Source organism: Flavobacterium aquaticum, from assembly GCF_003259835.1.
Classification (GTDB): domain Bacteria; phylum Bacteroidota; class Bacteroidia; order Flavobacteriales; family Flavobacteriaceae; genus Flavobacterium; species Flavobacterium aquaticum.
In genome coordinates this window covers 1-23,869 of sequence record NZ_QLMI01000001.1, presented here as the reverse complement: position 1 = coordinate 23,869, position 23,869 = coordinate 1, and the positions used below count along the sequence as shown (strand labels likewise).

Below are 23,869 nucleotides of genomic sequence, written 5' to 3'. Positions count from 1 at the left end.
ATCTTTAAACTAAAGTTGTGTTTTTGTATTTGGTTTGCAAAAATACTAATTTTTCGTTCGTTTTTTAAACAATTCAATAATTTTTTACAACAAAATTATTTGTCCTCTATCATTCGAATTATTACTTCCAATTAGGTAATTAGAACTCGAAATATAATTCTTAAAACTTAGATTTTTACTCTTATTTAACTGCATAAAAGTAATAATTTCGGCAAAACTAAAAGTAGTCGTATCAAATATTATTTCAATGTTTTTTTTAGGTTGATTCACAAATTGATTAAAATCAACTAAATAAGTTGCTTTTTTTGATAGATTCAATTCTAAATTTCCTTTTGAAAAAACTACATATTCATCAATAGTTCTAACTTCATTTTTTTGTTGATTCTTCTTCAAAAGACTAAAAACAAAACTTCCTACTTGCATCATCACATCAAAAAACCATGATTTTTTAAAGTGTTTTTTGTAAAAAAATTGCATCGCCTCGCGAAAACGTTTCATATACGTTCCATCTCGTACGGTACTTTCTCCTTTATAATGAATCACCGAAGTTTCGTGAAAGTAATAATTCGATTTTCCTGTTTTCAAAACCAAATAACTCAAATCGATATCATCCGAATACATAAAACAATCTTCATCAAAACCACCGACTTCGAGATACAATTCGCGCTTCATCACCATAAAAGCTCCAACCAAAATATCCACTTTCCCAGATTCGTTTTCCGATAAATGTTGCGCATAATATTTCCCGAAATAATTTGAGATTTTATACAATCCGAAAATCTTCGTAAAAGCCACCCAAGGCGTTGGAACACCACGTTTGCTTTCGGGAAGGAAATTTCCTGCACCATCAATTAATTTACAACCGATAATTCCAGTGTTTAGTTGCCAGTTTTTAGTGTTCAGTATTTTTGAAAAAGTATCTTCTGCAACAACAGTATCAGGATTTAAGATGCAAATGTATTCGCCTTTGGCTTGAGCAACTCCGATGTTATTTCCTTTTGGGAAACCTAAGTTATCTTTATTTTGAATGAGTTTAATTTGCGGAAATTTGATTTTCATCATCTCGCAACTATCATCAGACGAAGCGTTATCAATGACAATAATTTCGCCATCAATATCTTTCAATGCTTTTTGAACACTGAGCAAACATTGCTCTAAAAAAAAGCAGACATTATAATTAAGGATGATTACTGATAGATGCATTATAATAGTTTGATTAAATCATCTGGATTTCTTAAATTATTCCAAAACAATAATAACTCAATCAGACTTAAATCTTTATTTATTTTATAAAACAATGTTGTCTGTTCGGATAATGACAAAGAATAAACATCATCACCTTTAAAATTACCTATTGTTGGGTTAATTGACAGTCTTTTTAACTCATCTCCAACCAAACTTTCAAATTTGTTTACCTCATAAATATTCCACTTTTGTAAAATAAATTGAGCCTCCTCGAAAAAAGAAATTTCAGCACGAAAAGTCCATTCAATTTTATAAATCATTTCTGCAATGGAAATTTTTCTCTAAATCGTTTCATTACTTCTTCGTGCGTAGATGTCTTACCTTCTTCAATTTCTTTGATGGATTTTTCCAATAATTGAACCAAAACAGGATGCAATTCTTCTGAAGTTACTCCCATTTTCGGAGTTACTTCGTAAGCTTCAGTTGGTTCTTCTATTTTATTTTTCTTTTTGGAAGTCATAAAATGCATTTTCACAAAGTTAGGAAATAATCTATAATCTTTAGATACAATAAACTATTTTTGCATTTCTAAATTGTATTATGAATTACTTATCAGTCGAAAATATATCAAAATCCTATGGTGAACGCGTGTTGTTTGACAACGTTTCATTTGGAATTAACAAAGATCAAAAAATAGCTTTTATCGCTAAAAACGGTTCGGGAAAAACCACCATTATGAACATGATTAATGGTTTGGATGAGCCTGATACAGGTCAAGTGGTGATTCGAAAAGAAATCAACATGGCGTTTTTGTCGCAAAACAATAATTTGCAAGACGAATTAACCATTGAGGAAAATATTTTTGCTTCGGATAATGAAATTTTGAAAGTAATTGAACGCTATGAAAAAGCCTTAGAAAATCCGAATGATGAAGAAGCGTATCAAAGAGCTTTTGATGATATGGACCGACACAATGCTTGGGATTTTGAAACGCAATTCAAGCAAATTTTGTACAAACTGAAGTTGGAAGACTTGAAAATGAAAGTCAAAAACATGTCAGGTGGACAAAAAAAGCGATTATCATTAGCGATTATCTTAATTAGCAAACCTGATTTATTAATTTTAGACGAGCCAACCAATCACCTTGATTTAGAAATGATTGAATGGTTAGAAGATTATTTTGCAAAAGAAAATATAACGTTGTTTATGGTAACGCACGACCGTTTCTTTTTGGAACGTGTTTGTAATGAAATCATAGAATTAGATAACGGAAAAATATACCAATACAAAGGCAATTATTCGTATTATTTAGAAAAAAAAGAAGAACGTTTGGCTTCTGAAAATGCGAGTATCGACAAAGCACAAAACTTGTTCGTAAAAGAATTAGCTTGGATGCGTCGTCAACCAAAAGCTAGAACGACTAAATCAAAATCACGTCAAGATGATTTTTACGTAATTAAAGAAAAAGCAGAAAGTCGTAGAAAAGAAAATGTAGTTGAGTTGGAAATCAACATGGAACGGATGGGAAGCAAGATTATCGAAATGGTAAAACTGAACAAAAACTTTCCTGATAGAACCATTTTAAAAGATTTCAGTTATTCCTTTCAACGTGGCGAACGTATTGGTATTATTGGTAAAAATGGAACAGGAAAATCAACTTTCTTGAACATTTTAACTCAAACTATCCAACCGGATTCTGGTAAAGTAATTATTGGCGATACGATTAAAATTGGCTATTACACGCAAAGCGGAATCAATCCAAAACCGGGACAAAAAGTTATTGATATCATCAAAGAATATGGCGAATATATTCCGTTAACGAAAGGAAAAATTATTTCAGCTTCGCAATTATTGGAACGCTTTTTATTTGATGCCAAAAAACAATACGATTTCGTAGAAAAATTAAGCGGTGGCGAATTGAAACGTTTGTATTTATGTACCGTTTTAATTCAAAATCCAAATTTCTTGATTTTGGATGAGCCTACAAATGACTTAGATATTGTTACGTTAAATGTATTAGAAAGTTTCCTTTTAGATTATCCGGGCTGTTTATTGGTTGTGAGTCACGATAGATATTTCATGGATAAAATCGTGGATCACTTATTTGTTTTTAGAGGCGAAGGTGAAATCGAAGATTTTCCTGGAAATTATTCTGATTTTAGAGCGTATGAAGATTCAGCTGAGCCAAAAGTTTTGAATTCGGTTAGTACTGAAAAAACAAATTGGAAAGAAAAACAAACGGCTTCAACTGGTTTGAGTTTCAATGAACAGAAAGAATTCAATAAAATTGAAAAAGAAATCAAAGATTTAGAATACAACAAAAAACAAATCGAACAAGAATTCGCCGACGGAAAAGTTTCAGATGATAAAATTGAAGCAAAAGCCAACGAATTACAAAAAATCATTCAAACTTTAGAAGAAAAAGAAGAACGTTGGTTTGAATTAAGTTCGAAAATGGAATAAATTTTACACGAATTTCACGAATTTTCACTAATTGAATTCGTGCTAATTCGTGAAATTTGTATTTAACTCATGAATCATTTAATAAAATCTTACATAAAATTCCTTTTCCATTCCAAAAACGAACATGGAGTGCATTCGCCATTTGTGTTTGATTTGGTTACGAAGTGTTTTTATGACGCAACTAAATATCCTGAATACGAAACTTTAAAATCGTATAGAAAATCGCTTTTAGAAAATAAAAACACGATTGAAGTTACCGATTTTGGTGTAGGTTCACGAGTTTTTAAATCGAATACAAGAGAAATTTCTAAAATTGCACAAACCGCTGGAATTACTCCAAAAAATGCAGAACTACTTTTTAGAATTGTTCGTTATTTTCAACCAAAAAGCGTTTTAGAAATTGGCACTTCATTAGGATTGGCTACTTCTGCACTTTCATTGGGAAATAAAAATTCGGACATTATCACTTTAGAAGGTTGTCCAAATACGCAGAAACAAGCGCAAGTTCAATTACAAAGTCAAGAACAAAATTCAAATTTTCAAAATATTGAATTCGTTAATACCGAATTTTCAAGCTATTTTAAAACCCTTGACCTTTCACCCATAACCCATCACCTAATCTATTTCGATGGCAATCATTCCAAAAAAGCGACTTTAGATTATTTTGAAGCCTTACTTCCTACGATTTCAAATGATTCTGTTTGGATTTTCGATGATATTCATTGGTCAACTGATATGGAAGAAGCTTGGGAAATCATAAAAAATCATCCAAAAGTTTCCGTTACGATTGATACTTTTCAATGGGGAATTGTGTTTTATAGAGCCGAACAAGAAAAAGAACATTTCATCATCAATCCGAATAAAACGATTAGTTCACACTTGTTTGAAAGAATTCGTTTTTAGTTGTAACAAATTCCTTTCTTTTTCTACTTATAATAGAATCGGAATTTAAAACTTCTGAAATCATAATTCGTTAATCAACATTCGACATTCAAAATGGCAAATCCGTTAATTAAAATAACCAATATCAAAAGAGATTTCCCTTTAGGAAACGAAATCGTATATGTATTAAAAGGCATCGATTTAGAAATCAATAAAGGAGAATATGTAGCTTTAATGGGACCTTCTGGTTCTGGAAAATCAACTTTGATGAATATTTTAGGTTGTTTGGATACACCAACTTCAGGAACTTACATTTTGAACGGAAAACACGTAAGTGAAATGCAAGACGATGAATTGGCAGGAATTCGTAATAAAGAAATTGGATTCGTTTTTCAAACGTTCAACTTAATGCCACGAACAACGGCTTTGGATAATGTGGCTTTACCAATGGTTTATGCCGGTCATTCGAAATCGGAACGTGTTGAAAGAGCTACCGAAGTATTGACACAAGTAGGACTTCAAGACAGAATGGATCACAAACCAAATCAGTTATCGGGTGGTCAACGTCAGCGTGTGGCGGTTGCTAGAGCCTTGGTTAACAAACCTTCTATCATTTTAGCCGATGAACCAACAGGAAACTTAGATAGTAAAACTTCGGTGGAAATTATGAATTTATTTAATGAAATTCACGCCAACGGAAATACCGTAATTTTAGTAACACACGAAGAAGACATTGCAGCTTACGCTCACAGAATCATTCGTTTACGTGACGGAATTATCGAAAGTGATACCATAAATCCGAATATTAAAAAATAAATTCAATTCACAATAATTAAACCTGACAAGATTCTGAATCCTGTCAGGTTTTTTCTTGAAATCCTTTTCAAATTATTACCTTTGCTCAAAATTGCCAAAATGACTTTTTCCGACTACTCTAAAGAATTTTCATATAACTTAAAATTAGCCTACCCTATTATTTTAGGAATGTTAGGCCATACTGTTGTGGGAATTGTAGATAATATCATGGTCGGAAAATTAGGTCCAACTGAATTAGCGGCGGTTTCATTAGGAAACAGTTTTGTCTTCATTGCCATGTCATTAGGTATTGGATTTTCAACAGCTATTACGCCTTTAGTAGCAGAATCAGATGGAAAAAATGATGTGGCTGGAGGTCGTTCGGCTTTTCATCATGGATTGTATTTATGTACGATTTTAGGTGTTGCTTTATTTACTTTAATTTTCTTTTCGAAACCATTAATTGCTTACATGGGGCAACCCGAAGCCGTAGTGGAAATGGCAAAACCCTATTTAGATATCGTAGGTTTTTCGTTGATTCCTTTAATTATGTACCAAGCGTACAAACAGTTTGCCGACGGTTTGAGCGAAACGAAATATTCGATGTGGGCAACCATTATTGGAAATATTACTAATGTGGTTATCAACTATTTTCTAATTTACGGAATTTGGATTTTCCCAAAATGGGGCATCGTTGGAGCAGCTGTAGGAACTATCGCTTCTCGTTTTGTGATGTTAGGTTTTATGCACTACATGATGAATTTAAAACCGAAATTCCATCCCTATTTTAAAGGATTTAGTTTGAAAGAAATTAAGAAGGAAGTCAACCAAAAAATCATTAAAATTGGAATGCCTTCTGCCATGCAAATGTTCTTTGAAGTCGCTTTATTTACTGGAGCCATTTGGTTATGTGGAATGATTGGAACAACTAGTCAAGCAGCGAATCAAATTGCGTTGAGTTTAGCTTCGTTAACCTTTATGTTTGCGATGGGATTGAGCGTTACGGCAATGATTCGTATTGGAAACCAAAAAGGGTTGAATGATTATGTTACCTTACGAAAAGTAGCAATTTCCATTTTCTTATTAACGATAATTATCGAAGTGGTTTTTGCTTTATTGTTTGTGGTTTTACACACAAGCTTACCATATATTTTCGTGGATATAAACGATGTAAAAAATCTAAGCGAAAACTTAGAAGTAATCGCAATTTCAGCTAACTTACTTTTAGTTGCTGCGGTTTTTCAAATTTCAGATGGTTTGCAAGTGGTGGTTTTAGGAGCGCTTCGTGGCTTACAAGATGCAAAAATTCCAATGTATATTACTTTTGTAGCGTATTGGGTAATTGGTTTTCCAATATCGATTTACTTAGGATTAGAAACCGAATTAAAAGCCGTTGGCGTTTGGATTGGACTTTTGGCTGGATTAACAGCAGCCGCGATATTTTTGTATATTCGCTTTAATTATTTGACTAAAAAACTAGTTCAAGGGCAAACCAATCCCGAAGCTTCGGGACAAGTTCAATTACAATAAAAAGAAGAAATTAAAATCATAAAAACATGAACTTACCAAAATTTGTTATCGGAGATAATACCGATTTTCCAGAAGATATTTTTGTAATCCATTTAGAATATCCAAGATTCGTAATCAATTTAAAAGATGACGAAGTAGAATTTTTAGAAGACATCGAAGAAGAAGACGAAAAAGAATTGGAATCAGAAATGGAACATTTAATTACCATTGCTGGAGAATTCTACGATAGAGAAATTGAACGTTACGAGCAAGAATAATTTTTGATTATTATTGATTCCCGTAGAGACAAGTCATTGACTTGTCTCTACTAAAAATTATTTTTTAAAATATTGTTCCAACAAATGCTTAGCTGCTGCAAAAGGTGAAGTTTCATTATTTTGCACGGCTTTTTTGTTTTCTTCTAGTAGTTGAATGATATTCGGATGATTGTAAAAGTGTGATTTCAATTGTTCATTAATCGTTTCCATCATCCAAAATTGGTTTTGATTTTGACGTTTTTCTTCGAAATACTGATTGGATTTTACCAATTCGAAATACTCTGAAATAATTTCCCAAATTGCATCAATCCCTGTTTTTTCATAAGCACTACAAGTCGTCACTTTCGGAATCCAACCGGATGATTTAGCTGGAAATAAATGTAAAGCTCTATTGAATTCGGTTTTGGCTAATTTGGCTTTCGCAACATTGTCACCATCGGCTTTATTGATTACGATAGTGTCTGCCATTTCCATGATACCGCGTTTGATACCTTGTAATTCATCGCCAGCGCCTGAAATTTTCAACAACAAAAAGAAATCCACCATACTGTGTACAGCGGTTTCGCTTTGCCCTACTCCAACGGTTTCAATAATTATCGTATCAAAACCACAAGCTTCACAAAGAATAATAGTTTCACGAGTTTTTCTGGCAACTCCTCCTAACGTATCGCCTGAAGCACTTGGTCGGATATAAGCATTTTCATCTTTTACCAATTCTTCCATTCGGGTTTTATCGCCCAAAATACTTCCGTGACTAATAGACGAACTCGGGTCAACCGCTAACACAGCTACTTTCTTCCCAATAGAAGTAAGATATTTTCCAAAAGCTTCAATAAACGTACTTTTCCCAACCCCAGGAACACCAGTAATTCCAATACGAACGGAGTTATTCGCATGTGGCAAACAACCTTTTATGACTTCATTCGCTTTGGCTAAATGTTCAGGATTCGTACTTTCAACCAAAGTAATAGCGCGACTCAATGCGGTTTTGTCTCCTTTTAGAATTCCAACAATTAATTCTTCTGCCGAAGGTTGTTTTCTTCGAAATTGTTGAATTTGATGCGCGACAACCGTACTCAACGTTTCGGGTTGGGCAACGCCTTCTTTTTCTTTTAAAGCAGATTTATGTACACTTGGCTTTTCCATCTAATTTGTTTCGCGAAGTAAAAGTACGGAAAACAAAAACAGTTTCAAAAAGCAAATTACTCAATGAAACTGTTTCTTTACAAAGTTCAAAATTAATAGGCTGCAGTAAATCGTATTTGATGATGTTTTGGATGTTCCACTTCGTCTGCAATTACTACAGCTAAATCTTCTCCCGATAAAATACTTCTCTGATTTTCATCAAAAACTGGATTTTCTAATCCCAAACGATACTTCCCTGTTCTTCCTATCGTAATTCCTTGATGCATTTCGAAAGCAGGACTAAAAAATGCCCAATCCAATTCTTTTTCTTCTTTAATTAGATTTAGAAAATCTCTTGCTGCAGAAGCGCCTGGGTAAATTTCTTTTGGAAAATCAGGTGTATCAACTGCTTGAAGATTAGGCGCTACAAATAAACTTCCTGCACCACCAATTGTGATGAAACGTGTAACACCTGATTTTTTTACAGCTTCTAGAATTGCTTTTGAACCTGCAATAAAGTCATCATAAATATTAGGATTCGTCCAACCTGGATTGTAGGCACTAACCACAACATCGTGATTTTTTACAACTTCTGACAATTCTTCAACATTAAAAATGTCAGTTTTTACAAAGGTTACGTTTGGTAATTCTGTCGCCTTAGAATTTCTTGCAATTGCTGTAATTTCATGATTACGGTTTGCTAATTCGTTTAAAATGTTTGAGCCTACAAATCCAGTAGCTCCAATAAGTACAATTTTCATAATATAAATATTTAATAGTAATAAAAAATGTTACAGTTTAAAATAAAAAAATAGCTAAAATTTATTAGCAAATTCTTCTAATGTTGTGGCTTCAAGTTGCTTCATAACCGAATCATTTAGCGTAGTATAAAGCGCACTTAAATTTTGATTAATTTCTTTTCCAACAGGACATTTCGGATTAGGTTCATTTTTAGAAAACCCCAAACTAATTTCTTCAAAAGTTGACTCAAAAATCTGTTTTAAGGTCACTTTTGATGGTGAGATATTTAATTTAGTTCCTCCATTTTTACCCTCTTTACTCATTACAATTTGGTTCTTTTTTAAATTAGCAATTTCCTTTCTTACTAAAACTGGATTCAAATTAATGCTGCTGGCAATAAATTCAGATGATAAATATTCATCCGGAAACTTAGCCAATAACGTTAAAATGTGAATTGAAATAGCAAACTTACCCGAAATCATACTGTAATAAATTATGTTACAAATTTAAAACAAAAATTAATACCAAACATTAAAAAAGCGTTAAAAATTTAAAACCTTATTTTATAGTGGTATTTTTACAGTCAATTTAAAATACATGGAAAACATCATTCTTTTATTTTTATGTTTGATTTTAGGCGTTGCGCTTCAAAAAGTACCACAATTTCCTAAAAACGCCTATCAAAGTTTGAATCAATATGTAATTTACGTTTCGCTTCCGGCTTTGGCGTTGTATTATATTCCGAAAATCACTATTTCATTGGCTTTGCTTTATCCTCTCGGAATTGCATGGTTAGGTTTCGGATTATCGTTTGTGTTTTTCTATGCTTTGGGAACCTATTTCAAATGGTCGAAAAAGCTAATTGGCTGTTTGATTTTAACTGGCGGATTGAGCAATACTTCATTCGTAGGATTTCCCATCATCGAAGCTTTGTATGGAGCCGAAGGATTGAAAACCGCCATTATCGTTGACCAACCCGGTTCATTCGTAGTCGTAACTACATTAGGAATATTAGTCGCAGCTAGTTTTTCAAGAGGCAATTTAAGTACTTCTGAAATCTTACTGAAAATTGTAAAATTCCCTCCTTTTATCGCTTTTACGATTGCTTTATTTTGTACTATATTTTCATTAGAGTTTCCAGAAGCATTACAAAACTCATTTTTACGAATTGGAAATACGGTAACACCTGTTGCTTTGGTAGCCGTTGGACTGCAATTGAAAATCGATACACGAAGTAAACATTGGCGTTTTCTAACTTTGGGATTACTTTTCAAATTGATCTTGATGCCCGCTTTTTTCTTCCTGCTATACAAAATCTTGTTAAACGGAAAAGGTTTAGAAATTGATGTTTCTATCATGGAATCTGCCATGGCACCAATGATTACAGGAGCAATTTTGGCCTCTAACTACGGATTAAAACCGAAATTAAGCAGTATGATGATTGGGATTGGAATTCCGTTGTCGTTGTTGACAGTGGCTATTTGGTATTGGATACTGAAAATATTTTAAACACATAGTCACATTAGTGTTGCTTTGCGTTTAATTAGTCGTTTCACTTTTCATAGTTTACATAGTAAAAAATCGTATAAAATTAACCTACTTATATGACTTATATGTTTAATTTCCTATGTGTCTATGTGTTAAAAACAACACACATTTATTATCTTTACACATCAATTTTACACTATGAATCCAGAAATATTACTTGCGCTTGAAAACATTGTAGGTTCGGCTTATATTTTTACTGATGAGGCTACTCGAAAAACGTATGGTCACGATGAAACGGAAGATTTGAGTTTTCCGCCTCATGTTGTGGTGAAGCCTTCCAATACGGAAGAAGTGGCGCAAATTTTAAAAGTTTCCAACACTTATAAAATTCCGACAACTCCGATAGGTGCGCGTACTGGTTTGAGTGGTGGTGCTTTATCGATTTATGGTGGTATTGCGATTTCGATGGAGCGATTTAATCAAATTATTCAAATTGACGAGCAAAATTTACAAGTTACTACCGAACCTGGCGTAATTACACAAGTTTTACGTGAAGCTGTTGCTGAAAAAGGCTTGTTTTATCCTGTAGATCCAAGTAGCATGGGAAGTTGTTTTATTGGTGGAAATATTGCAGAAAATTCGGGTGGTGCGAGAGCTTTGAAATATGGTGTTACCAAAGATTATGTCTTAAATTTAGAAGTAGTTTTACCAACAGGCGATATCATTTGGACAGGTGCGAATACCTTGAAAAATTCGACTGGTTACAACATTACCCAATTGATGGTGGGTAGCGAAGGAACTTTGGGCATCGTAACTAAAATTGTATTGAAATTATTACCTCAAAACAAACATAACGTATTGCTTTTGGTTCCGTTTTATAAAGCAGAACAAGCTTGTGAAGCAGTTTCAGCAATTTTTAGAGCTGGAATTGTACCAAGTGCTTTAGAGTTTATGGAGCGCGATGCGATTGATTGGACATTGAAATTTGTCGATGGTTTAAATGTGAAAGTAAAAGAGATCGTTCAAGCGCATTTGTTGATTGAAGTAGATGGAAATTACCCAGAAATTTTGATGCAAGAAGCTGAACAAATTTTAGCAGTCGTAGAACAATTTGAAATCGACGAAGTTTTGTTTGCTGATACCGAAGAACAAAAAAATGCACTTTGGAAAATGCGTCGTTCTGTGGCAGAAGCAGTAAAAGCGAATTCGATTTATAAAGAAGAAGATACGGTTGTACCAAGATATGAATTACCAAAACTATTAAAAGGTATCAAAGAAATTGGAGCAAAATATGGGTTTCAATCCGTGTGTTATGGCCATGCGGGCGATGGTAATTTACACGTTAACATCATCAAAGGTAACATGAGCGATGACAATTGGAAAACTGAAGTTCCAAAAGGTATTCGCGAGATTTTTGAATTGACGGTTGGTTTAAAAGGAACACTTTCTGGCGAACACGGTATTGGTTTAGTACAAAAAAACTACATGGATATTGCCTTTTCAAAAGTACATTTGGAATTAATGGAACGCATCAAAGCGATTTTTGACCCCAATAATGTGTTGAATCCTGGGAAAATTTTTCCGGATGGGGAATAGATTATAAAGAATATTGACACAGAATTTCTCTTATTTTTGAAAATATGATTCAATAATTAATTCATCTTTTGTAATAATATCTCTAATGCTTGAATTCCATTCAATTAACCATTGTGCAGCATAAGTTCCTGCTCCATCAGAAAAGATACATTTGAGAAGATGATGATTTTCTCCACTATGAATTATTTTAAAAAAATTAACATTTAATTGATCTCCTGTCCAAGGATTATACATATTGTCAACTTGTAAATTATAACTTTTATCTTTAATTTTAAGTGTAGCTTTAATCAATTTATATTTTGGAATTTCACCATCAGAACCGAATAAAGGAGAATCATTAATTCCTAAAACAAAACCGTTCTTTATCTCGAGTTTATTTATTTCAGGATTAAATTTTTCTCTAACAAGTTGTAACGAAGTAATGCTATCAATTTTAATATTTGCAGAATTTACTTGCCCATGAGAAAAAAAAGAACAAAACAACAATAAAATTATAGAATAACACTTCATAAGAATTCTATTATTTAACTATAATTATCTATTCAAAAACTCCAATAAATTCGCATCCGCATTTTTAAACGTTGGTGGTTGTTCAATAATACTTGCCACTCGTTTTTTGTTTAATTTCATGGTAATATCGGCTTCGGTTGTAAACAACAATGCAGACAAAAACGGGTTGTTTATGTGCGGAATTAACTCAGCTTCTAAATCATCTAATTTGCAGATTTTTACCAATTCTTGCTTTTCGGTAGTGTAAATTTTATACGTCATTGACAATTTTAAGATGTTGTCTTCAACGATAGTTTTCACGTAAATGTTTTGTAATTCGGGTTTTCCAACGGTTTTTGCTAGGGTTAATTTAGCAAATGTTCCATCAGCGATACTCGCTCTAACTTGGTTGAAAAATTCGGTGTAAGTGATGTTATTTTCGTTCATATTACAATCCTAATGCTTTTACAATTTTCTCATCAAACAACATCGAAAACATCTTATTCTCTTTGTCTTTATTTAAAAACTTCCATTGATTTTTTGTCAAATCATCCGCAACTGCAATTAAAGTAGAACGCATTTCGATACGGAACGAATTAGTTAATTTATCATAAGTCACTTTTTCAGCACTCATTGAAGATTTAAAAATTTCCACCATCGATTCGGCATCTTCCATTGGTTCTTTAAATTTCATTGACATTACATTGTTATGATCAATAAAACAAAACGTTTTTCCTTCAATTTTCTTGATTTCTCCAAATGAAAAATTTGGCTCTACCTCAACTAACTTTATTGAAAATTGTTCGTTTTCCATCATTTGTCCAAACATTGCTTTCATTTGATCTTGCGAAACAATATCAAATACTTTTGGATAAGTAGTTTCAAAAATAGCATCAAAATTCATATTCACGCTCGCTTTATATGATTTTAAAGCTTCGGTTCTTAATGAAGCCATGTCTTGTGCTAAAATAGTGATGGTTTGAAAAAGAAAGAATGCGAAGAATAGAATTTTGGTTTTCATTTTGAGTGATTTTAATTTTATCAAAGATAATTACTTTAATCGAATATTTAGCGTTTCACTTTATTGGAACGCAGATAAAACAGATTTTTGGGGAACACCTATTAAATAAATCAGAGAAATTATTAATCTTATCTTAATCTTTTTCTTGGATCTTATTCTTACATTTGAGTAACATAAAATCAAACATTATGGAAACTCGAAACTATTCAAAAGTATATAGAATATTACATTGGCTGATTGCCTTTTCGTTTATCTTCTTATTGATTACCATTTTTCTTCGCAAAACTTGGATGGAGAAAAATCATGTAGCCGAAATTATTCAAGCGTTTTTAGCAGATAAAGGCTATCCGGCTTTACCAGAAGATGATGCCATTTTATTAGCTAAAAAAATCAGAAAACCTATGTGGGATTGGCATATTTACATTGGTTATGTCTTAACTGGTTTGTATTGTATTCGCTTAGCAGTGCCGTTTTTTGGCGAAATGAAATTCTCTTCTCCTTTTAAAGCGGGATTGGATACGAAAACCAAATTTCAATTCTGGGTGTATTTAGTGTTTTATGTTTGTACTGCGATTTCATTAATCACAGGTTTAATTATTGAATTCGGACCAAAAGAATACAAAAAACCAATGGAAGAAATTCACGAGCTTTCGTTGTATTATTTATTAGGATTCATGATTTTGCATTTTGGTGGAATTTTAATTGCCGAATTAACTTCTGACAAAGGATTGGTTTCTAGAATAATTAGCGGTAGCAAGAAAGAATAATAACTACTTTGATATAATTTTAAAACTCCCAAATTCAACTTTGGGAGTTTTTTTATTTCCCAATCTCAACAACAATAACACTTTTCGATTATTTATCAAAAAAAATTAAATATTTATTGTTTTTCAATAAATTTTTATTGACATTTGCATCGTTAACTTTTAATATTTACTCTTATGGAAATTAAAATTAGTGCACAACAGATGCTAAATGTATTGTATGTATTGGCTTGGATTATCTTTATTGGACTTGGTATTGATGCCGGTGGATTTCTTGTAAACACCTTTTTTACTTTGTTCATTAATCCGATAGGTTCATCGTATTTTTGGAACCATATCGATTTGTCGTCGTTGTATCAATTTAACCAAAGTCATTTTGTGACGTTAACTTCGTTAATGAGTATTGTGGCGGTTTTAAAAGCCATACTGTTTTATTTGATTATCAAAATCATTCACGATAAAAAACTTAATTTGGCCCAACCCTTTAATAAAGATGTCAATCGTTTTATTTTTAGCGTGGCGTATTTAACGTTAGGAATTGCGTTTTTTGCTATTTGGGGAACCAATTTTTCTGAGAAAATGGTGCAACAAGGCGTTTCTATTCCATCGATTCAGCATTTAAAAATTGCGGGGGGCGATGTTTGGTTGTTTATGGGAATTACCCTTTTGGTGATTGCTCAAATTTTCAAACGCGGTATCGAACTTCAGGAAGAAAACGAATTAACAGTGTAAATTATGGCAATAGTAGTAAACTTAGATGTGATGATGGCGAAACGCAAAATGTCGCTCAACGAACTTTCGGAAAAGGTGGATATTACGTTGGCTAATTTATCTATTTTAAAAACCGGAAAGGCAAAAGCCATACGTTTCAGTACGCTGGAAGCTATTTGCAAAGTGTTGGATTGTCAGCCGGGCGATATTTTAGAATATACGCAAGATTAATTTATAGCTTTTTTAACTTTTAGGAAGTTGGAAATTTGAGCGAATATTCGTAACTTTAGGTATTATTAATTATAATCCTTATAACTATGTTAGTTCAAATTCACACCGACAAAAACATTGAAGGCGGAAGCCGTTTTTCAGAATTCTTTAGTAACGAAATTAAAAATGAATTAGCAAGATTTGACGAAATCGTAACCCGAATTGAAGTACACGTCTCTGACGAAAATGGAAATAAATCCACTCCAAACGATAAAAAATGTGTTATTGAAGCCCGAGTAGAAAAAAAACAACCCATAGCTGTTACCGCAACAGCCGATAGCCCAGAAAAAGCGTTTTATGAAGCTTTAGAAAAAATGCAACGTGTTTTAGATACGACGGTAGAAAAAATAAAAGAACATTAAAAATGAGAAATCCCGAGTTTAGGCTCGGGATTTTTTTTTGTTTATAAGTTGTTGTAAACTAATATAGAGTTTGTTAATTTGTAAGAATTTTTTATTATTTTTGGGAAAATATAATATTGATGTTTGTCAAACAAATACACCCAAAATTGGAGAATTATGTATGACTTTGTCATATGTATAAGCAAGCTATAAGCCATTTTAAAACCATGCTTAAATGAAAATAAATAAGATTATTGGAATAGCAATAAATGATTATGATAATCCTGTATTAGACAAAATTGAAAATTGTAAGCAAGATGTAAACACAATTATTGGATTACTCTCAAATAAATATACTTTTGACGATGTTGAATTAATTACTGATAAAAAAAATACTACTAGAAAAGCATTATATAATAAATTGAATGAGTATTTTATTAATACTTTAGAAGATGAAAGCATACTTTTAATTTATGCGGGTCATGGTGTATATAACGAAAAGCTTCAAACATCTTACTGGCAGACTTCCGATTCTGACCCAGAAGATTCATCTTCATGGTTTAACATTAATGACCTACTAGACTTTATAAGAGCTTCAAAAGCATTTCATATAAGTATAATTTCAGATTCTTGCTTTTCAGGCGCAATCTTTAAAGACAAAATAAGAGGCGGTGGTATTGATGCGTTTAATACAAAAAAATCTAGGTATGCACTAACTTCAGGTGGAATGGAAAACGTTAGTGATGGAAAAAAAGGTCATTTAAGTCCATTTGCTGAGACTCTTGTTAAACTATTAGAGGAAAACACTTCTGAGGAATTACCTTTCAGCATTCTAGCTAATAATCTCTTAATGAATTTCACAGAGAGTAGAAGTCAAACTCCCATGTGTGGTGCGTTAAATGATGTTGGTCATGATGGTGGTTCTTTTATTTTAAAATTAAAAGAAGAAAGTAATAAAGAAGTTATTGACAATAAGAATACTTTCTTAAAAAATAAACTAAATAACTTATTCATCGAACTCTCACCAGAAGATGTCAAAATTATTGATACCTTAAAACCAATAAGAGAAGAAAAACTCGCATTGGTAAAAAAACAAAAATATGAAGAAGCTGCAGCTCTGAGATACAAAGAGAAAGAACTTGAGGAATATGTATATAACAAAATACCAAAATATATTGATGACCTAATTAATATAAATGAATTTACACCAGAGGAGATTCAAAAAGCGGAAAAACTCGACTCTGAAATAGAAAATTACGAAAAGGAAAGAGCAGAAAAGAAGATTCAAGCAAAAGAAAAATATGAAAAATTAAAAGCTGATTTTACAGATAAGGAAGGCAAATTAAGTTTTCAAAAATCACAAAATTTGAGAAAATTAGCGGCTATACATTATGTCCAAAATAAAGACAGACCTGAACATATAATATTTCGAGATGCTAAGGACACATTCATAAAATTATATACAGAAAACATTATTGAACTTGTTAGTTATTTTGTTAAAATGAAATCAACGTCAAAAAGTGAATTTTTAAAAATAAAAGAATTACAATTAAAAGAATTATTAATAAGAGTATATAAATATGAAATTGATTTGGTGGGAAATGGTCATCAAAATGATTTAGACAATATTATTACGTTAAAAGAAATTGAAATAGAATTCTTAAACTGGATTAAAAACAATTATAAAAACGGCTTATAACAACCGTTTGTCGCAATGGCTGGTTTCGATTTCCCTTAGCCGGAAAATCTAGCGCCGGAAATTTACATATCTTTACACCTGACCGTTAAGCTTGCCGCCACTGACGAAAAGCGGCTGAACGTTAAAATCAAAACCTAAAAAGCTGTTTATGGCTGCCCTCAATTTGAAAGTATAAAAAAAATCCCAAGCTCACACTCGGGATTTACTATTTAAAACCTGACAGGTTTGTATAAAATTTATTTCAAACTCGCTAAACTTTGTTCTAAAGTTGCAATTTTTGCTAAAGCGTCGGCTTCTTTTTTGCGTTCGTTGGCAATTACTTGTTCCGGTGCACCGGTTACGAATTTCTCGTTAGACAATTTCCCTTGTACCGAGCGTAAGAAACCTTTTGTGTAATTTAACTCTTCGGTTAATTTTGCAATTTCTGCTTCTACATCGATGTTTCCTGTAATTGGAATAAAATATTCATTCGATTTCACACGATACGATAACGCGCCATCTACTTTATCAGAAACGTATTCTAAAGTCGTAACATTTCCTAACTTCTGAATTACAGAATCAAAATACGTTGACGCTTTTTCGTTGTTCACAACTTTTAATTCCATCGCATCTTTAAACGGAATATTTTTGTCTTTACGAATCGTTCTAATTCCAGAAATAACTTCCGTTGCGAAATCAAAATCAGCAATTAATTTTGCGTCAAACGCTTTCGCTTTTGGCCATTCTGAAACGATTAACGCTTGTTCTGGCGTTCTTTCGGTAATGTGTTGCCAAATTTCCTCTGTTAAAAACGGCATGAACGGATGCAACAATTTCAAGTTGTTTTCTAACATTTCAATTGCTTTTTCAAACGTAGCGCGGTCGATTGGTTGTTGGTAACCTGGTTTAATCATTTCTAAGAACCACGAACAAAAATCGTCCCAAACCAATTTGTAAATTGCCATTAACGCATCTGATAAACGGTATTTATCAAAATTATCTTCGATTTCGGCTAAGGTTTGTTGCAATTTCGCTTCGTACCATTCAATCGCTACTTTAGATGATTCTGGTTGTGCAATATCTGCTACTTCCCAACCTTTGATAAGTTTGAAAGCATTCCAAATTTTATTAGAGAAACCTTTTCCTTGGTTGCATAATTCCTCGTCAAATAAAATGTCATTTCCTGCCGAAGCACTCAATAACAATCCCACACGAACTCCATCTGCACCAAATTTTTCAATTAGTCCAAGCGGTTCCGGCGAATTCCCTAAAGATTTCGACATTTTACGACCTTGTTTATCACGAACTAATCCTGTTAAATATACGTTTGAAAATGGTTTTTCGCCAGCATATTCGTAACCTGCAATAATCATACGCGCTACCCAGAAGAATAAAATATCGGGTCCCGTAACTAAATCATTGGTAGGATAATAGTATTTAAAATCTTCGCTTTGTGGATTTAAAACACCACCGAAAACCGCCATTGGCCACAACCATGAAGAGAACCAAGTGTCTAATGCGTCAGCGTCTTGTTTTAAGTCAGAAGCTTGAAGCTGTGCATTTCCTGTTCTTACTTTCGCAAGCTCAACTGCTTTTTCGATGTTTTCAGCTACTACAAAATCTTCTTTTCCGTCACCAAAATAGTAAGCCGGAATTTGTTGTCCCCACCACAATTGACGCGAAATATTCCAATCGCGAATATTGTTTAACCAATGCGCGTAAGTATTATTGAAACGACTTGGATATAATTTAATTTCATCAGATTCTAAAACGGCTTTGATAGCAGGTTTTACTAATTCTTCCATGCTTAAGAACCATTGGTCTGATAATCTTGGTTCGATTACCGCTTTGGTTCTTTCAGAAGTTCCTACTTTATTTAAATGTGTTTCGGTTTTTGCTAACGCTCCGATAGTTTCTAATTCTTTCGAAATTTCTTCACGAACTATAAATCTGTCTTTTCCTTGATAATGTAATCCGAAAGAATTCAAAGAAGCATCTTCGTTGAAAATATCGATAATTTCTAAATTGTGTTTATCACCTAAAACTTTATCGTTAGTATCGTGAGCAGGCGTTACTTTTAAACAACCAGTACCGAATTCTACATCTACATATTCGTCTTCGATAATTGGAATAACTCTACCGCAAATAGGTACAATTGCTTTTTTCCCTTTTAAATGCGAAAAACGTTCGTCATTTGGATTGATACAAATTGCAGTATCTCCAAAAATCGTTTCTGGACGAGTCGTTGCAACAGTTAAGAAATCTTCCGAACCTTCAATTTTGTATTTGATGAAATATAATTTTCCTTGACGTTCTTCAAAGATTACTTCTTCGTCAGATAAGGTAGTTTTTGCTTCTGGATCCCAGTTTACCATTCGGTAACCGCGATAAATCAAACCTTTGTTGTATAAATCTACAAATGAGTGAATTACCGATGCCGACATATCGTCATCCATCGTAAATTTAGTACGACTCCAATCGCAAGAACAACCTAATTGTTTTAATTGCTCTAAGATGGTTCCACCGTATTTATCGGTCCATTCCCAAGCGTGTTTTAGGAATTCTTCGCGCGTTAAATCGTTTTTATTGATGCCTTCTTCTTTTAACTTAGCTACTACTTTCGCTTCTGTTGCAATTGAGGCATGGTCAGTTCCTGGCACCCAACAAGCGTTGAACCCTTTTAAACGCGCACGACGAATTAATACATCTTGAATGGTGTTATTCAACATGTGTCCCATGTGTAAGACTCCCGTTACGTTTGGTGGCGGAATTACAATGGTGTACGGCGTTCTGTGGTCGGGTTTGGATGTAAAATAATCGTTTTTCATCCAGTAGTCGTACCACTTTTGTTCTACTTCTTTAGCGTTGAATTGTGCAGGAATCATTATATTTTTTTCTTGTTTAATTGTTGAATCATTGAACGATTGAATCGTTCGTTTTAACATTCCAAAACTCACTTTGGTATGTTTTTTGCATTACTAACTGCAAAAGTAACTATATACCGAAAATAAAAAAAATGTTAGGAGTAGTTTGTTGGTTGCTTTTATTTAATTAATTTTACAACAACCTATTAATTTATAAGATGATGAAAAAATTACTTGTTTATTTAACTGTATTCGTTGGAATGGCATCATTTGCTCAAACTGGTCCAAAGATTGAGTTTAAAGAAGAAACCATAAACTACGGAGAAGTGGAAAAAGGAAAAGATAATGGAATAAGAGTTTTTGAATTTACAAATACTGGTGATGCTCCGTTAATTATTAAAAATGCAAAATCGAGTTGTGGTTGTACGGTTCCTGAATGGCCAAAAGAACCAATTGCTCCAAATAGTAAAGGACAAATTAAAGTTCAGTACAACATGAATCCGGGTCCGATTAGTAAAACGATTACTATTGAAAGTAATGCGGTGAACAAACCAAATGGTATGGTTCCGTTGCGAATTAAAGGAACGGTGATTGTTAAGGAAGAAGTTAGTCCGTTAGTGAAAAAGAAAACGTTTCCAAATTCATAAATAAAAAGTCCCAATTAAATTGGGACTTTTTTTATAGTATTTTTTCGAGGTTGAATTTGAAAGTTAAAATTTCACCTTTTCTATCTACCACAATTGTAATTTGTTTACCTTCTTCGGATTGAAAAATATCTGTAATTCTTTGTATACTTAAATTATAACTCGCAACTCCATTAATTTTTTTTAAAACATCTCCTACTTTAATACCAATTTTATCTGCTGGGGAATCTTTACGAACGGCATAAATTTCAAAAACTGGCTTAAGCTGATATCTAAAATCTTGAGAGAAATTAAAATTGTTTTCATTTTTAACAAGTGCAATTTTACTTGTTGCAGCGCTATAGTCTAATTCTTCTTTTATTAATTGCATGCCCGAATGTTGTACTTCGATTCCTGACATATTAAAATTAAATGGTTCATAAAATAAATTATTCTTCTTGAAGTAAAATGTATTGCTTTTGTAATCTAAAATCCAATTAAATCTTTTTGTAACTTCTCCTCCTAGTGAACCATTTCGACCTTTAATTATTTCAATTTGTTTAAAAGAAGAAGAATCAGGATAAGCAACCAAAACTTCTTTCATTTCAAAATTATCAAAAACAACTTTATCAACTCTAGATCTTTCTCCAGTAATATCACCAGACAAACCTCTTCCTAAAATATCATTAATACTTTTGTTGTTTATAATTATTTTTTCATCTTTAAACAACCACAAACCATCGCTTAATCCTGTGTCGTATAAAAGTTTTAATTTTAAAAAAGTATCGTTTATGTAAGCATCAACATTAATGTACGCTTTATTATTACTGATTAATACATTTGTCTTGTTGTAGGAACTACTATTTTTTGGTAATTTTTTATGCAGAAAAAGTATTTTTTTCTCATAGTTAATTTCGGTAATAAATGACTTAAAAAAACTACTTCCTAATACACCATTAATAGGAATACCTAACTTATTTACAATATTAATTTCTTGATTTGGGATTAATAAGATTTGAAAATTAAAATCCGTATAATTATTAATTTCTAGTTTGTTTGAATTCGAAATATAGGCTTCAATTGCTGATCCAGTACCTACACCGCTAACTTTCATTTTAGAAGCCTTGTGTAATGTTATTGAATCTTTTTCTGGAAAAGCAAACAAAATATTTTTCTCTGCACCTGTATCTGCAATCATTTTTAGTTTAACTCCATTAAAAACAACATCAATTATAATAAGGTTATGAGAAAGTTCAAAAGGAATTTTTATTTTATCTTTTTTTGAGTTCCAAATAATAGAATCTTGTGCAAAAAAAGTTGCAGTATATAAAATAAGTATTCTTAAGAAGAATATTTTTGTCATAAAATTTTTATTCTAAGATAAGAAAAACATAAATACAAATTAATTGATTTAACATTTTTTAATGTGTAGTTTTAATAATATCACAAAAAAAAGTCGCAATTTTGCACATCTTTAAAAAACAAGTCATGCCAAAAGTTTCCGTAAAAGGGCAACAAATGCCAGAATCGCCAATTAGAAAATTGGTTCCATATGCAGAAATTGCTAAGAAAAAAGGTCATAAAGTATATCATTTAAATATTGGGCAACCTGATATTAAAACTCCCGATGTGGCTTTACAAGCTGTAAAAAATGCAGACATCAGCGTGCTAGAATATAGTCATTCAGCAGGTTTTGAAAGTTACAGAACCAAGCTTTCTCAATATTATAAAAATCACGGATTACCAATAGATACTCAAGACATTATTATTACTACTGGTGGCTCAGAAGCATTACTTTTTGCTATGGGAAGCACAATGGATGCAGGTGATGAAATTATTATACCAGAACCTTTTTATGCAAATTATAATGGTTTTTCTACTGCTTCTGGTGTTAATGTAGTTCCTGTAATTTCAGGAATTGAAACCGGATTTGCTTTACCTCCAATTGAAGCTTTTGAAAAATTAATTACCTCAAAAACAAAAGCAATTTTAATTTGCAACCCTGGTAATCCAACTGGTTATTTATATTCTCAAGAAGAAATTTTAAAACTTGCTGAAATTGTTAAAAAACATGATTTATTTTTAATTGCAGATGAAGTATATCGTGAGTTTATTTATGATGGAGACGAACATTTTTCAGTAATGAATGTTCCTGGATTAGAAGAACACGCTATCATGATTGACTCTGTTTCTAAACGTTACAGTATGTGTGGAGCTCGTATTGGTTGTATTGTTTCAAAAAATGCAGCAGTAATGGCAACCGCTATGAAATTTGCACAAGCTCGTTTGAGTCCACCAACTTATGCCCAAATTGCTAGTGAAGCTGCTTTAGAAACTCCTCAAAGTTATTTTGATGATGTTATTTCAGAATACAAAGATCGTAGAGATACATTAATTACCGAATTAAATAAAATTGACGGTGTGAAAGTAGCTACTCCAAAAGGCGCTTTCTATTGTATTGCTAAATTACCAATTGACAATGCTGATAAATTTGCTCAATGGTTATTAGAATCTTACGACTTAAATGGAGAAACTGTAATGGTTGCTCCAGCTGCAGGATTCTACTCAACCCCTAATGTTGGTTTAGACGAAGTTCGTATTGCCTACGTTTTAAAGAAAGAAGATTTAATTAAATCTGTTCAAATTTTAAAAGAAGCTATTGCTGTCTACAATAATAAAAAATAAATGACATAAAAAGAGCCCGCTAGTTATAAGCGGGCTCTTTCTTTTTCAAACAATAAAAGCAATCCTAGGATTGCTTTTATTGTTTTTATGCTTTCATTATTTATCTGATTAGTGAAAAATGCGCTTTAAATTGTTTAGCGACCCCATTTTCTGTGTAATCTAACGAGAACCAGTAATCTGTTGATGGAAGTAGTTCTTGATTGTACGTTCCGTCCCAACCATTACTGTCGTCTGTTGCGCTTAGTTGTTTTAACAATTTACCATAACGGTCAAAAATGTACAACTTAGCATCTGCTTGATTTAATCCACTAATATTCCACGTATCGTTGATGCCATCTCCGTTTGGTGTAAAGTAATTTGG

Annotated in this window: 26 protein-coding genes; 14 read left to right on the top strand and 12 right to left on the bottom strand. The window is 32.5% G+C overall.

Going from position 1 to position 23,869, the window contains the following annotated elements:
* Positions 1-84: 84 nt before the first annotated feature.
* From B0I03_RS00130 to B0I03_RS00120, 3 genes are read right to left on the bottom strand one after another with little or no spacing between them, the layout of a single operon-like run.
* Positions 85-1,203: a glycosyltransferase family 2 protein gene (locus B0I03_RS00130; RefSeq protein ID WP_111565472.1), complete on the bottom strand. Its 1,119-nt coding sequence runs from the start codon at positions 1,201-1,203 to the stop codon at positions 85-87.
* Positions 1,203-1,505: a hypothetical protein gene (locus B0I03_RS00125; protein WP_111565471.1), complete on the bottom strand. Its 303-nt coding sequence runs from the start codon at positions 1,503-1,505 to the stop codon at positions 1,203-1,205. Before B0I03_RS00125 ends, B0I03_RS00130 begins: the two co-directional genes overlap by 1 nt.
* Entirely contained in the window at positions 1,502-1,705 is a 204-nt protein-coding gene (locus tag B0I03_RS00120; protein ID WP_111565470.1) for a hypothetical protein, read from the bottom strand. The genes B0I03_RS00125 and B0I03_RS00120 overlap by 4 nt, the downstream gene beginning before the upstream one ends.
* Positions 1,706-1,785: 80 nt before the next feature.
* Between B0I03_RS00120 and B0I03_RS00115 the strand changes: the two genes are divergently transcribed.
* The 5 genes from B0I03_RS00115 (at position 1,786) to B0I03_RS00095 (ending at position 7,112) form a co-directional block, all read left to right on the top strand.
* A complete protein-coding gene (locus tag B0I03_RS00115) occupies positions 1,786-3,648 on the top strand; it encodes an ABC-F family ATP-binding cassette domain-containing protein (RefSeq protein ID WP_111565469.1) in 1,863 nt (620 codons plus the stop codon).
* A gap of 69 nt (positions 3,649-3,717) precedes the next feature.
* Entirely contained in the window at positions 3,718-4,551 is an 834-nt protein-coding gene (locus tag B0I03_RS00110) for an O-methyltransferase (RefSeq protein WP_111565468.1), read from the top strand.
* Between the two features lie 93 nt (positions 4,552-4,644).
* Positions 4,645-5,346, top strand: coding sequence for an ABC transporter ATP-binding protein (locus tag B0I03_RS00105; RefSeq protein WP_111565467.1), 702 nt, complete (start codon positions 4,645-4,647; stop codon positions 5,344-5,346).
* Between the two features lie 99 nt (positions 5,347-5,445).
* A complete protein-coding gene (locus B0I03_RS00100; RefSeq protein ID WP_111565466.1) occupies positions 5,446-6,855 on the top strand; it encodes an MATE family efflux transporter in 1,410 nt (469 codons plus the stop codon).
* 26 nt (positions 6,856-6,881) lie between these two features.
* A complete protein-coding gene (locus B0I03_RS00095; protein ID WP_008253940.1) occupies positions 6,882-7,112 on the top strand; it encodes a hypothetical protein in 231 nt (76 codons plus the stop codon).
* A gap of 57 nt (positions 7,113-7,169) precedes the next feature.
* Here B0I03_RS00095 and meaB read toward each other — a convergent pair whose 3' ends face one another.
* The 3 genes from meaB to B0I03_RS00080 all read right to left on the bottom strand — a co-directional run bounded on the left by meaB (position 7,170) and on the right by B0I03_RS00080 (position 9,460).
* Positions 7,170-8,258, bottom strand: a complete 1,089-nt coding sequence (gene meaB / locus B0I03_RS00090) for a methylmalonyl Co-A mutase-associated GTPase MeaB (RefSeq protein ID WP_111565465.1) — start codon at positions 8,256-8,258, stop codon at positions 7,170-7,172.
* A 92-nt stretch (positions 8,259-8,350) separates the two neighbouring features.
* Positions 8,351-8,998, bottom strand: coding sequence for an NAD(P)-dependent oxidoreductase (locus B0I03_RS00085; RefSeq protein WP_111565464.1), 648 nt, complete (start codon positions 8,996-8,998; stop codon positions 8,351-8,353).
* Positions 8,999-9,052: 54 nt separating this feature from the next.
* Positions 9,053-9,460: an RrF2 family transcriptional regulator gene (locus B0I03_RS00080; protein WP_111565463.1), complete on the bottom strand. Its 408-nt coding sequence runs from the start codon at positions 9,458-9,460 to the stop codon at positions 9,053-9,055.
* A 115-nt stretch (positions 9,461-9,575) separates the two neighbouring features.
* On the opposite strand from B0I03_RS00080, the gene B0I03_RS00075 reads away from it, so the two are divergent.
* Both B0I03_RS00075 and B0I03_RS00070 read left to right on the top strand, forming a co-directional pair.
* Positions 9,576-10,487, top strand: a complete 912-nt coding sequence (locus B0I03_RS00075; protein ID WP_111565462.1) for an AEC family transporter — start codon at positions 9,576-9,578, stop codon at positions 10,485-10,487.
* A gap of 177 nt (positions 10,488-10,664) precedes the next feature.
* On the top strand, positions 10,665-12,062 hold the full coding sequence (locus tag B0I03_RS00070; RefSeq protein WP_111565461.1) for an FAD-binding oxidoreductase: 1,398 nt from the start codon (positions 10,665-10,667) through the stop codon (positions 12,060-12,062).
* Positions 12,063-12,092: 30 nt separating this feature from the next.
* On the opposite strand, the gene B0I03_RS00065 is transcribed toward B0I03_RS00070, so the two are convergent.
* Genes B0I03_RS00065 through B0I03_RS00055 form a run of 3 tightly spaced genes read right to left on the bottom strand, consistent with a single transcriptional unit; the run spans position 12,093 to position 13,572 of the window.
* On the bottom strand, positions 12,093-12,572 hold the full coding sequence (locus B0I03_RS00065) for a hypothetical protein (RefSeq protein WP_111565460.1): 480 nt from the start codon (positions 12,570-12,572) through the stop codon (positions 12,093-12,095).
* Between the two features lie 24 nt (positions 12,573-12,596).
* Positions 12,597-12,998: a hypothetical protein gene (locus tag B0I03_RS00060; RefSeq protein ID WP_111565459.1), complete on the bottom strand. Its 402-nt coding sequence runs from the start codon at positions 12,996-12,998 to the stop codon at positions 12,597-12,599.
* Position 12,999: 1 nt separating this feature from the next.
* The gene (locus B0I03_RS00055; protein WP_111565458.1) at positions 13,000-13,572 is read right to left on the bottom strand and encodes a hypothetical protein; all 573 of its coding nucleotides are present in this window, start codon (positions 13,570-13,572) and stop codon (positions 13,000-13,002) included.
* A gap of 188 nt (positions 13,573-13,760) precedes the next feature.
* Between B0I03_RS00055 and B0I03_RS00050 the strand changes: the two genes are divergently transcribed.
* The 5 genes from B0I03_RS00050 to B0I03_RS00030 all read left to right on the top strand — a co-directional run bounded on the left by B0I03_RS00050 (position 13,761) and on the right by B0I03_RS00030 (position 17,357).
* On the top strand, positions 13,761-14,339 hold the full coding sequence (locus B0I03_RS00050) for a cytochrome b/b6 domain-containing protein (RefSeq protein ID WP_111565457.1): 579 nt from the start codon (positions 13,761-13,763) through the stop codon (positions 14,337-14,339).
* Positions 14,340-14,513: 174 nt separating this feature from the next.
* Positions 14,514-15,068 (top strand): DUF2975 domain-containing protein, encoded by a 555-nt coding sequence (locus tag B0I03_RS00045; protein ID WP_111565456.1) that lies wholly within the window; start codon positions 14,514-14,516, stop codon positions 15,066-15,068.
* 3 nt (positions 15,069-15,071) lie between these two features.
* Positions 15,072-15,278 carry a helix-turn-helix domain-containing protein gene (locus B0I03_RS00040; protein ID WP_111565455.1) on the top strand — a complete coding sequence of 69 codons (207 nt, stop codon included), beginning with the start codon at positions 15,072-15,074 and terminating at the stop codon, positions 15,276-15,278.
* Positions 15,279-15,364: 86 nt separating this feature from the next.
* The gene (locus tag B0I03_RS00035) at positions 15,365-15,679 is read left to right on the top strand and encodes an HPF/RaiA family ribosome-associated protein (RefSeq protein WP_111565454.1); all 315 of its coding nucleotides are present in this window, start codon (positions 15,365-15,367) and stop codon (positions 15,677-15,679) included.
* 214 nt (positions 15,680-15,893) lie between these two features.
* Positions 15,894-17,357 carry a caspase family protein gene (locus B0I03_RS00030; RefSeq protein ID WP_111565453.1) on the top strand — a complete coding sequence of 488 codons (1,464 nt, stop codon included), beginning with the start codon at positions 15,894-15,896 and terminating at the stop codon, positions 17,355-17,357.
* A gap of 236 nt (positions 17,358-17,593) precedes the next feature.
* Here the strand turns inward: B0I03_RS00030 and B0I03_RS00025 are convergent, their stop codons facing one another.
* The gene (locus B0I03_RS00025) at positions 17,594-20,224 is read right to left on the bottom strand and encodes a valine--tRNA ligase (protein WP_181452328.1); all 2,631 of its coding nucleotides are present in this window, start codon (positions 20,222-20,224) and stop codon (positions 17,594-17,596) included.
* A 197-nt stretch (positions 20,225-20,421) separates the two neighbouring features.
* Here B0I03_RS00025 and B0I03_RS00020 point away from each other — a divergent pair, with 197 nt between their 5' ends.
* Complete coding sequence (locus tag B0I03_RS00020; RefSeq protein ID WP_181452307.1) at positions 20,422-20,847, top strand: DUF1573 domain-containing protein; 426 nt, start codon at positions 20,422-20,424, stop codon at positions 20,845-20,847.
* 31 nt (positions 20,848-20,878) lie between these two features.
* Here B0I03_RS00020 and B0I03_RS00015 read toward each other — a convergent pair whose 3' ends face one another.
* Entirely contained in the window at positions 20,879-22,186 is a 1,308-nt protein-coding gene (locus B0I03_RS00015; RefSeq protein WP_111565451.1) for an aspartyl protease family protein, read from the bottom strand.
* 125 nt (positions 22,187-22,311) lie between these two features.
* On the opposite strand from B0I03_RS00015, the gene B0I03_RS00010 reads away from it, so the two are divergent.
* Entirely contained in the window at positions 22,312-23,508 is a 1,197-nt protein-coding gene (locus B0I03_RS00010; RefSeq protein WP_111565450.1) for a pyridoxal phosphate-dependent aminotransferase, read from the top strand.
* Between the two features lie 100 nt (positions 23,509-23,608).
* On the opposite strand, the gene B0I03_RS00005 is transcribed toward B0I03_RS00010, so the two are convergent.
* Positions 23,609-23,869 (bottom strand): T9SS type B sorting domain-containing protein (locus B0I03_RS00005; RefSeq protein WP_146603236.1); only part of this gene is annotated, 261 nt, incomplete at its 5' end.

Excerpts from the sequence above, each read along its gene's own strand:
- B0I03_RS00130 (WP_111565472.1), bottom strand. The coding sequence starts at position 1,203 with ATGCATCTATCAGTAATCATCCTTAATTATAATGTCTGCTTTTTTTTA.
- B0I03_RS00125 (WP_111565471.1), bottom strand. The coding sequence starts at position 1,505 with ATGATTTATAAAATTGAATGGACTTTTCGTGCTGAAATTTCTTTTTTC.
- B0I03_RS00120 (WP_111565470.1), bottom strand. The coding sequence starts at position 1,705 with ATGACTTCCAAAAAGAAAAATAAAATAGAAGAACCAACTGAAGCTTAC.
- B0I03_RS00115 (WP_111565469.1), top strand. The coding sequence starts at position 1,786 with ATGAATTACTTATCAGTCGAAAATATATCAAAATCCTATGGTGAACGC.
- B0I03_RS00110 (WP_111565468.1), top strand. The coding sequence starts at position 3,718 with ATGAATCATTTAATAAAATCTTACATAAAATTCCTTTTCCATTCCAAA.
- B0I03_RS00105 (WP_111565467.1), top strand. The coding sequence starts at position 4,645 with ATGGCAAATCCGTTAATTAAAATAACCAATATCAAAAGAGATTTCCCT.
- B0I03_RS00100 (WP_111565466.1), top strand. The coding sequence starts at position 5,446 with ATGACTTTTTCCGACTACTCTAAAGAATTTTCATATAACTTAAAATTA.
- B0I03_RS00095 (WP_008253940.1), top strand. The coding sequence starts at position 6,882 with ATGAACTTACCAAAATTTGTTATCGGAGATAATACCGATTTTCCAGAA.
- meaB (WP_111565465.1), bottom strand. The coding sequence starts at position 8,258 with ATGGAAAAGCCAAGTGTACATAAATCTGCTTTAAAAGAAAAAGAAGGC.
- B0I03_RS00085 (WP_111565464.1), bottom strand. The coding sequence starts at position 8,998 with ATGAAAATTGTACTTATTGGAGCTACTGGATTTGTAGGCTCAAACATT.
- B0I03_RS00080 (WP_111565463.1), bottom strand. The coding sequence starts at position 9,460 with ATGATTTCGGGTAAGTTTGCTATTTCAATTCACATTTTAACGTTATTG.
- B0I03_RS00075 (WP_111565462.1), top strand. The coding sequence starts at position 9,576 with ATGGAAAACATCATTCTTTTATTTTTATGTTTGATTTTAGGCGTTGCG.
- B0I03_RS00070 (WP_111565461.1), top strand. The coding sequence starts at position 10,665 with ATGAATCCAGAAATATTACTTGCGCTTGAAAACATTGTAGGTTCGGCT.
- B0I03_RS00065 (WP_111565460.1), bottom strand. The coding sequence starts at position 12,572 with ATGAAGTGTTATTCTATAATTTTATTGTTGTTTTGTTCTTTTTTTTCT.
- B0I03_RS00060 (WP_111565459.1), bottom strand. The coding sequence starts at position 12,998 with ATGAACGAAAATAACATCACTTACACCGAATTTTTCAACCAAGTTAGA.
- B0I03_RS00055 (WP_111565458.1), bottom strand. The coding sequence starts at position 13,572 with ATGAAAACCAAAATTCTATTCTTCGCATTCTTTCTTTTTCAAACCATC.
- B0I03_RS00050 (WP_111565457.1), top strand. The coding sequence starts at position 13,761 with ATGGAAACTCGAAACTATTCAAAAGTATATAGAATATTACATTGGCTG.
- B0I03_RS00045 (WP_111565456.1), top strand. The coding sequence starts at position 14,514 with ATGGAAATTAAAATTAGTGCACAACAGATGCTAAATGTATTGTATGTA.
- B0I03_RS00040 (WP_111565455.1), top strand. The coding sequence starts at position 15,072 with ATGGCAATAGTAGTAAACTTAGATGTGATGATGGCGAAACGCAAAATG.
- B0I03_RS00035 (WP_111565454.1), top strand. The coding sequence starts at position 15,365 with ATGTTAGTTCAAATTCACACCGACAAAAACATTGAAGGCGGAAGCCGT.
- B0I03_RS00030 (WP_111565453.1), top strand. The coding sequence starts at position 15,894 with ATGAAAATAAATAAGATTATTGGAATAGCAATAAATGATTATGATAAT.
- B0I03_RS00020 (WP_181452307.1), top strand. The coding sequence starts at position 20,422 with ATGAAAAAATTACTTGTTTATTTAACTGTATTCGTTGGAATGGCATCA.
- B0I03_RS00015 (WP_111565451.1), bottom strand. The coding sequence starts at position 22,186 with ATGACAAAAATATTCTTCTTAAGAATACTTATTTTATATACTGCAACT.
- B0I03_RS00010 (WP_111565450.1), top strand. The coding sequence starts at position 22,312 with ATGCCAAAAGTTTCCGTAAAAGGGCAACAAATGCCAGAATCGCCAATT.